Source organism: Chryseobacterium sp. (assembly GCF_022712095.1).
Classification (GTDB): Bacteria; Bacteroidota; Bacteroidia; order Flavobacteriales; family Weeksellaceae; genus Chryseobacterium.
Genome location: NZ_JALAHD010000041.1, coordinates 1 through 8,904, shown reverse-complemented (window position 1 = coordinate 8,904; position 8,904 = coordinate 1). Strand labels below are relative to the sequence as shown.

Sequence of the window (8,904 nt, the reverse complement as noted above, 5' to 3'; positions counted from 1 at the left end):
TTCTAGAATAGATAGAAAATCTTTTCAATTCAAGCAGTAAACATCCTATTAATAAACAGAAAAATGATTTAATGAGCCACTTGTTTAGTCAATATCTAACGGAATGTTTATATAGCTATTCCCATATATTTTCAGATCAACTGGATCTTGGGCATCCTTAATAGTTTCATTACTTATATCACCTCCTGTACCATAATTAATTTGCCAGAAGGGGCTTTTAGTTATTCCTATCATTAAAATCAGGCGACTTCCTTTTTTTATTCTTTTACTTACAAATTCACTATTTTGTATAGGTATACTTTCTTTTTTACCTAGGGCCAATAGATTCCTTTGTTCTCTGTTTTTAGCATAGCTTGCCCGGGTCACACATGTTGAAAGCAAAAAATATTTATTATCAACTGTTTTTTCATATAAACTGAAATACAAGTCTACATCCCTTTTATTAACAGAAAAATTAAGCTCTCCTGAAAATTGCCCGGAGAAATCAAAAGATTGATCAAATGGTGCTGTTGTAAAAATCAAATTATTCTTAAGATATATTTCTTTATCAACAATATTATATTTAAGATTAAGAAGTTCATTCGAGTCTGATCTGTCTTTAAGATCAACCGTTAGTCTTGAAAAACTCTTCTTGTCAGGTTTAGCTGTTAATAAGAATACATCTTTTTCATGATTGAAAAACCATTTCATTCCATCCCTATCCAAATCACTGATCGAAGATTTGCTTTTCCATTCGTTACTTCCCATCAGCTGATAATTTATTTTATCCTTCAGAAGGGCTGGCTTTTCTTTGTTTTTCAATACATAATTAAACCACTCCAGATATAGTTGTTCAAAATCTATCCGAGCTGCAGGATCTATTGTATACCCTCGGAAACTAGTTTTTATCATTCTATCTACACTTTGATGATCATAAGGTCCTATCACCATATAGTGCTCTGCATTTTTATTATAGGAATAGTGTTCTTTCAGGTAATATAATGCTCCTAATTGGTCTGCATCATAATATCCGGTAGTAGTAAGTACCGGAATATCAATATTCGAAAAATCATCTTTATAGGGGATCATGGTTTTCCAATAGCTGTCATATGAAGGATGATCCAGCCATTTCTGAAAAATGGCATTAGGTTTCCCACTAATAGAATCAAGTTTTCTAAAAGATACTCCGCTTTCATACCATTTTTTATAAATAGAATACCACTTTTTCCCATTGTTAAAGTCAGCATTATCGGTCATTTTATGATTAGAAACACGATTCAGCCATGACAATATATAAGTAAAAAACATATTATTACGCATCGGAAAATCAATACCAGGAGCTACCGCAGCCTGAGGTATTATAGTTTTTAAAGCAGGATGAAGTCTCTTTGTTGCTGCCCATTGACTAAATCCTGAATAGCTATGACCTATCATTCCGACCTTTCCATCACTCCAGGGTTGTTTTATAATCCAATTTATAGCTTCATTAATATCTTCAGCTTCATGCTCAAAAGGATCAAGTATATTATTGCTAAGATATTTTCCGCGAGTGTTTAAAATAACAACTGCATATCCATTTTTAGCAAAAGATTTACCCAATACAACATTATTCACATCAGCATATATTGTATTAATCAATATGGTACTCTTCGGCTCCGATCCAAAATTATTATAGATCAGGCTTAATGTGAGTGAAATATTTTTTTTAGTCTGAATATTGATACTATCATAGACTATTAAATTTTCTTTTTTTAGAGACTTTCTCACATCCTTATTTTGTGCTATGATAAAATTCAACCCAAGAAAAAGGTTAAATATAAAAATGGTCTTATTCATGAAATTCATTTGCCTATAAAAGTATTATAAATATAATGAATCTGATAATATTAAACTCAGGAACAGTATCCAAAAATCAGTAATAGTTTAACTATTATCAAAAGAAATAATAGTTTTATTCATATATAAAATAAAAAAACCGCAATTATAAAATTGCAGTTTTATATTCTTGTAGCGAAGACGGGAATTGAACCCGTGACCTCAGGGTTATGAATCCTGCGCTCTAACCATCTGAGCTACCTCGCCGTTTTGGTGGTGCAAATATATAAAATATTTGCTTTTCACCAAAATTATTTTAATTTAAAATATTCTAAAACATCGCCCACATGGTCTGGCTTACTGATAATCTTGTTGTTAGCATCCAAAATAAAATAGGTTGGTGTAGCGTGAACATTATAGGTGTCAGCATAACTGCTGTTCCATCCTTTCAATTCAGAATCATTGATCCATGGAAAAGCCTTAATTCTGTTGATATAAGAGCTCTTATCTACATCAAGAGACAACCCAACAATTTGAACATTTTTGGCCTTAAGATCATTGTATTTAGCTAAGAATTGAGGAATTTCAGTTTCACAATGTGAACATGTAGAGGACCAGAATACAATAATCTTCTTATCAGCCTTTACATCATAAAGAGATTTAGCATTTGTATTGACAGGAGATACAAAAGTATAGTTAGGAAAAGCAGCCCCTATTTCTACATTTGCGTTAGATTTTAATGTAGCTGCCAAACGATCTGTAATCGTACATTTAAGATTCTTTGCTTCTGTAAGATATTTATCCTTATATTCCTTCATGTCGTAAGCATCGAATATATCTATCAATTCAGACAGAACAGTTTGCCCCCTGGGAGTTTCTACCTTCAATCTATCCAATAGTTTATCTACAGAACCTGTAACATTTGTATTTCCTCCGGCATTAAGATAAGTAACTAATACAGGTCGTAACAAAGAAGAGGTTTCCAACATGTCGTTAGACTTATCAAGAAAGTTTATGATATCTTCTTGTGTTGCCTTTCTAGCTCCATCTGCAGATACATATTTATTATAGTTAATATTATAATAAGATATAAAAGGATGTTGTGCCTGATCAATGGCTTTTCCTCCTGAAAGTCTGTCAATTTCCGTCTTTAATGCCTGACCGAAATCAGTGTTTTCTTTATAATATTCCTTAATCTGTGTTAAAGCTGGAAGAATAATATCCTTTTTCTGAGACACTTCCTGATATTTATTCATTAGCTCATTAGCTTCATCCTGATATATTACATTTTTAACCTTATTATTAAGTGCTTCCAGCTTAAGATTTACATTTTTATTCTCCGAAATAAAGCTAATCGTACTATTCACATTAGGAAAATAAATTTTCATCATTCCCATATAATTATGAGGATATTTAAAATTCCAAATATTATTTTTACTTTGTTCCTTGGTAAAAATAATATCTTTTGATCCGTTCAGAGTATATAAGATAGCTTCCTGTTCTTTAAAATCAGCCGGAGCCTGTACCGTAATGGTAAATTGGGCGTGCAAAGAAAATGCAGCCAGGAGTGTTGATAAGATATAAGTTTTTTTCATAAAGTAAAAATAAAAAAACTCTCTGATTAATCAGAGAGTTTCTATTTATTTTAATAAAAATTTATGCTTTTTGACTTTTGTACTTTTTAGTAAAAAATACTATAAATGATACTGCAACCGCAGATAATACATATACGTACATATCAATAGGCGCTGCTTGGTCTCCAGGACCAACACCCCCACCTCCACCTCCTGGCTGTGGTGGCTGAGCATTAATTAATAACACCGCGAAAAGAAAAAAGGCTGATATTAGTTTATTAATAGTTTTCATATTATTTATTTTAAAATTTTAGTGTTAACGGTTTCTCCAGTATCAGAAACAACTTTTACAACGTAAGAATTTTTAATAGAATTATCTAATTCAATTACAAAATCTGTAGAAGTATTAACTGCTTTTTTAGAGATAACCAGTTTACCACTCATATCGTAAACTTCAATATCTGCTTTTTTCCAGTTTGGATCAAATCTAACTATATAGTTAGTAATTTCAGGATTATAGATTACCATTGTTCTTGACGGCTTAGCTGTTGCAACTTCATCAGTTACTTTACGCGCTGTAGCACTAGGAGCCCCATAATAAAGGTCATACTCACTTCCTGCAGGAACAACAGCCCCTTGCTTAGCTTCAGTTACAGCTCCGTTTGGCGCTTTATAATAGAAACCGATACCAGTAGATAATGCATGTGTGTTATCAGCAACTAATTTAGCATTTTCCCTAACTTCAAATTTATAAAATTTGATAGCAGTGCTATAATTTACAAGCTTCACATTTTTACCTTTGAAATCATTTTCATTAGCCTCATTAACATATAACCAATACTTTGAAGTAAAGTTATTATCATAACCTCCATTTAAAGCTTCTTCAAAAGTACCAACTACATTTGTAGTTTCATTTTGCACCTGAGTTTTAGCGTTTACAGAGTTACCAGTGGTACCGTTAGGATATACTACATAATAAGTTCTACCTAGTTCTTTACCATTAGCATCAAGAGCAATAACTCCTAATTGCTTTACAGTACCTCCAGCTACAGCTGCAGTTCTGCTAGATCCAGATCCTATTAAAGATGCTGAAGCATTTTTATTAGCTGTTACACTATAAGTAGTCCCTGCGTCTCTAGTATAATAATTGAATCTTCTTAAATTAGAAAGATCAATTTGATCACTTGCAGTATTATCAAATAATTTAATAGCAAATGTTCCCAGAGGTCTAACCATTAAATAGTCAACATCTCCGGTTGGAACTCCAGCACTGAATGTAACAAACTTATAAGATGCAGCACCAGTTCCTCCTGTCCCATTAGCACCCGTTGAAGAAGTAACTCCAGAAACTTCTAATCTAACTCCCTGAATTGTACTCAAATAAGACCCGTCACTATCTTGCGTTGCTATCTGAGACAAGTCTAAATTAGTTAAAAAAGGATTACCGAATTGGTACCAATATCTTCCGTAACCACCTTGCCATGCAGTTCCTCCTGCTGCTATATGGAAACCATCCTGAACATAAGAAGCATATTTCTCATTATATTCATTAAGCGCAGTACCATTTGTTCCAAAATTAACAGTAGCTCCACCATTCTTCACTACCATTGCAAAAGTACCATCAGCAACAGGTGTTCCTTTAAGAGTTCTGGTAACACTACTTACATCAAGTCCTGAACCTCCAAGCATAAAATAAGTTCTTGCAGGAAGGGTTACTCCAAATTTGGAAGCAAGGGTAGTCAGATGTTTAGAAACTACTTTTGTGTTATCCCAATATAAGATCTCATTTTGAGAACGTCTTGTTGTTGAGAATGTTTTTTGTAGTTCGGAATTTAAAGTAGACATTGTCTTGTTATAGAACGGAAGAGAAATCTGTTGGTATGTACCATGTTTAACCGCTCTAAACTCCTGATCTACGATACCCGTAATATTCGCTTGAGGAATACCCGTAATATATAGCTGACCATATGTATAAGCTGGTGTAGCCGTTGAGCTGTTGGTATTTACAGTCGCATATGCAGTGGGCTCATTTAATCTATTAATAAAATTACCACCACCGTTCGCCTCTGTTTTAGCGACGTTAGACGCGTCGATAGTTCTGAAAGCATCTGTAGAAGTACCTACAACCATTATATTTCCATGGTTTTCGATAACTCCCGAACCTTTCATCTGCATGCCTCCTCCACTATAAACTAGTGTGCCCTTACTTACATACATATTAGCATTAGTGTCTACGTGACATAATATCTGCGCCTGAACAGAGTAACTAACTGCTAAAAGACCTATAGCAAATAAACTTTTTCTCATTGTATATTATAATTTGTGCGTTAATACAATCTTCAACTGCAAAGGTATGATTTTTTTTTAAAATAAAAAAAATATTTTATTATTTAACATAAATATTATCTTGTGTTAATACAATTTTTTTAGTCTCCCCTATTGAAAACATATAGTCTTCGAGAACTTTCTCCGTTGTCCCTCTTAAACCTCTGGCGCCTAAGCCCTTTTCCATAGTTTCCTCTACAATCATTTCAATTGCTTCGTCCGTAAATACCAATTCTGTGCCATCCATTTTAAACAATTCCACGAATTGATTGACAATTGAATTTTTAGGTTCTTTCATGATTCGAACCATAGTCTCTTTGGTTAACTTTTCCAGATAGGTAATAATAGGAAAACGTCCCAAAAGTTCCGGAATTAGACCAAAAGAACGAAGATCAATTGCATTGATATTGGTTAATACATATTCATCTTCATCCACTTTATTTATTTTTTCAGAGCTAAAGCCTATCGCCTGTTTATTCATTCTCCTTTCGATGATCTCTTTAATTCCATCAAAAGCTCCTCCTGCAATAAACAGTATATTTTGCGTATTCACCTGAATATATTTCTGATCCGGATGTTTCCTTCCTCCTTGTGGCGGAACATTTACAATACTTCCTTCTAATAATTTCAATAATCCTTGCTGAACGCCTTCCCCTGAAACATCTCTTGTAATACTCGGATTATCAGATTTTCTGGCTATCTTATCGATTTCATCTATAAAAACAATTCCTTTTTCTGCTTTTTCCACATCATAATCTGCTACCATCAGAAGCCTAGATAATATACTTTCCACATCCTCTCCCACATATCCTGCTTCCGTGAGAATGGTTGCGTCTACGATACAGAATGGAACATTCAGTTCTCTGGCAATGGTTTTTGCAAGTAATGTTTTCCCCGTTCCCGTCTCTCCTATCATAATGATATTGGATTTTTCAAGCTCTACATCCCGGTTTTCATTTTTTGCATGTAACAATCTTTTATAATGATTGTAAACAGCAATAGAAAGCTGTTTCTTAGCCTGGTCCTGTCCTATTACATATTGATCCAGAAATTCTTTAATTTCTTTTGGCTTTTTAAGCTCTTCGATACTTTCAGCGGGAGAAAATCCATCTTTAGAAGCTCCGTCTTTTACGATTGCGTGAGCCTGTTCTATACAATTTTCGCAAATAAAGCCATTCTGACCGGAGATCAGCATTTGTACTTCATTTCTTTTTCTTCCGCAGAAAGAACACTGATTTGGATTCATCTTATTTATAATATATTTAAGAGAAAATCGTAAAAAATTGCTTTTTTACGATCTTATTTTATCACGAATTAATAATTGAGTTTTGAATTTTTTTGTACTCTTCACTTGTTAATTTCAATCTCTCATTTCTAAAGTTCATATCCTCCATTTTATCTAATGGGATTAAGTGGATATGAGCATGAGGAACTTCAAGTCCTACTACGGCAATTCCTACTCTTATGCATGGAATGGCTGCTTTTATCTTTTTAGCAATATCCTGAGCGAATCCCCAAAGATTTTTGTATTCTTCGCTATCCAAGTCAAAAATTAAATCTACCTCTTTTTTAGGAACCACCAATGTGTGTCCTTTCACTAAAGGCATAGCATCCAGAAAAGCAATAAAATGCTCGTTTTCTGCTATTTTATAAGATGGGATTTCTCCGTTAATGATTTTAGTAAATACGCTGCTCATTGAATTGATAATCTTTTTTTATTAGAAGTGAAGTTACATCATCTATAAGGAAATATCCAAAACTTCAAAGGACAATTTGTTTCCGTTTGGTAATACTACTTCAGCAGTTTCACCTACAGATTTTCCCAGCAGACCTTTAGCTATGGGTGTATTAACTGATATTTTACCACTTTTCAGATCACTTTCATTATCCGGAACCAGTGTAAAAACCTGCTCTTGTTTTGTTGTGTTATTTTTTAGTTTAACAGTCGTTAAAATTGAAACTTTTGAAGTATCTAATTGGCTTTCATCTATAATTTTAGAAGTAGATATAGCATCTTTAAGCTTGGAAATTCTCATTTCCAACATTCCTTGAGCCTCTTTAGCGGCATCATATTCAGCATTTTCGGATAAATCACCTTTATCTCTCGCTTCTGCAATCTGCTGGGTAATTTTTGGTCTTTCAATTGTTTCCAACTGCTCCAGCTCGGCTTTCATTTTCTCTAAACCTTCCTTGGTTACATAGCTTGCCATAATCTTAAAATTTTGTTTTTAGTATAAAAAAATAATCCGACATTTGCCGGACAATGTTTTTGTGTAATATTCGTTAATTTCTACAAAGATATAAAAATTTAATTTGAAATGAAAAAAACTTTTTCAACCCTTATTATTTTCACCCTATTGACAATCAGTACTTTATATACTAACTCTTGCAGTAACAGAGATGATACCGTAAGTTGTTTTCCAACCACTACTATCGGCGTTACTCTCAACTTAAGCCTTCCTGCTTATTATACACTTAACCAACCAGGAGGATGGTTATATATCAATGAGCAGCAATCAGGCACCAGAGGTTTAATTGTTGTAAGAGGGTCCGGTAATACATTTAAAGTATACGACAGAAATGCTCCTCACATTTGTCCTGACACCAATACCACTCTTGAAGTTAAAGATAACATCAGTATCATATGCCCTAAAGATAATGCCCAATGGATCTTATTAACCGGACAGCCTACTGCTGTATCTTCCCTTGCTCCTAAAACTTATTTTTACAGTTATGATTCCATAACCAATATTCTGAATATCTATAATTAAAAAATGAAAGTAGTGATCCAAAGAGTTTCGGAAGCTCATGTAAAAGTAGATAGTAAAATCGTAGGTGAAATCAACAAGGGGTTTATGCTTTTAATAGGTATTGACGAAGCGGATGAGAAATCAGATGCGGATTGGCTTATACAAAAGATATTAAATCTGAGAGTCTTTGCTGATGAAAATGGAAAGCTTAATCTTTCTATAAAAGATGTTTCCGGGGAAATCCTTTGTATCAGTCAGTTTACTCTCATTGCTGATTATAAAAAAGGAAACCGACCTTCTTTTATTAAAGCCGCAAAACCTGATCAGGCAATTCCTCTTTTTAATTATTTTAAAGAACAAATCGCCCAATCCGGATTGAAAACAGAAAGTGGGATTTTTGGGGTCGATATGAAGGTTTCTCTTATTAATGATGGTCCCGTAACAATTATTATGGATTCCAT

General features: G+C 33.5%; 9 protein-coding genes and 1 tRNA gene. 2 read left to right on the top strand and 8 right to left on the bottom strand.

Going from position 1 to position 8,904, the window contains the following annotated elements:
• Nucleotides 1–84 precede the first annotated feature (84 nt).
• The 8 genes from Q0A18_RS02175 to greA form a co-directional block, all read right to left on the bottom strand.
• Nucleotides 85–1,815, bottom strand: a complete 1,731-nt coding sequence (locus tag Q0A18_RS02175) for a CocE/NonD family hydrolase (protein WP_292008530.1) — start codon at nt 1,813–1,815, stop codon at nt 85–87.
• Nucleotides 1,816–1,987: 172 nt separating this feature from the next.
• A tRNA-Met gene (locus Q0A18_RS02170) sits at nt 1,988–2,061 on the bottom strand.
• 44 nt (nt 2,062–2,105) lie between these two features.
• Complete coding sequence (locus Q0A18_RS02165; RefSeq protein WP_292008529.1) at nt 2,106–3,389, bottom strand: TlpA disulfide reductase family protein; 1,284 nt, start codon at nt 3,387–3,389, stop codon at nt 2,106–2,108.
• A 61-nt stretch (nt 3,390–3,450) separates the two neighbouring features.
• Nucleotides 3,451–3,660, bottom strand: a complete 210-nt coding sequence (locus tag Q0A18_RS02160; RefSeq protein ID WP_292008528.1) for a signal peptidase — start codon at nt 3,658–3,660, stop codon at nt 3,451–3,453.
• 5 nt (nt 3,661–3,665) lie between these two features.
• Nucleotides 3,666–5,675: a T9SS type A sorting domain-containing protein gene (locus Q0A18_RS02155; protein WP_292008527.1), complete on the bottom strand. Its 2,010-nt coding sequence runs from the start codon at nt 5,673–5,675 to the stop codon at nt 3,666–3,668.
• A 79-nt stretch (nt 5,676–5,754) separates the two neighbouring features.
• Nucleotides 5,755–6,939, bottom strand: a complete 1,185-nt coding sequence (gene clpX / locus Q0A18_RS02150; RefSeq protein ID WP_292008526.1) for an ATP-dependent Clp protease ATP-binding subunit ClpX — start codon at nt 6,937–6,939, stop codon at nt 5,755–5,757.
• Nucleotides 6,940–7,000: 61 nt separating this feature from the next.
• Nucleotides 7,001–7,390 carry an HIT family protein gene (locus Q0A18_RS02145; RefSeq protein WP_292008525.1) on the bottom strand — a complete coding sequence of 130 codons (390 nt, stop codon included), beginning with the start codon at nt 7,388–7,390 and terminating at the stop codon, nt 7,001–7,003.
• A 42-nt stretch (nt 7,391–7,432) separates the two neighbouring features.
• On the bottom strand, nt 7,433–7,903 hold the full coding sequence (greA, locus tag Q0A18_RS02140) for a transcription elongation factor GreA (RefSeq protein WP_292008524.1): 471 nt from the start codon (nt 7,901–7,903) through the stop codon (nt 7,433–7,435).
• A gap of 108 nt (nt 7,904–8,011) precedes the next feature.
• On the opposite strand from greA, the gene Q0A18_RS02135 reads away from it, so the two are divergent.
• Together Q0A18_RS02135 and dtd are read left to right on the top strand one after the other, a co-directional pair.
• On the top strand, nt 8,012–8,464 hold the full coding sequence (locus tag Q0A18_RS02135) for a hypothetical protein (protein ID WP_292008523.1): 453 nt from the start codon (nt 8,012–8,014) through the stop codon (nt 8,462–8,464).
• A 3-nt stretch (nt 8,465–8,467) separates the two neighbouring features.
• On the top strand, nt 8,468–8,904 hold a 437-nt coding region (gene dtd, locus Q0A18_RS02130), incomplete at its 3' end, for a D-aminoacyl-tRNA deacylase (protein ID WP_292008522.1).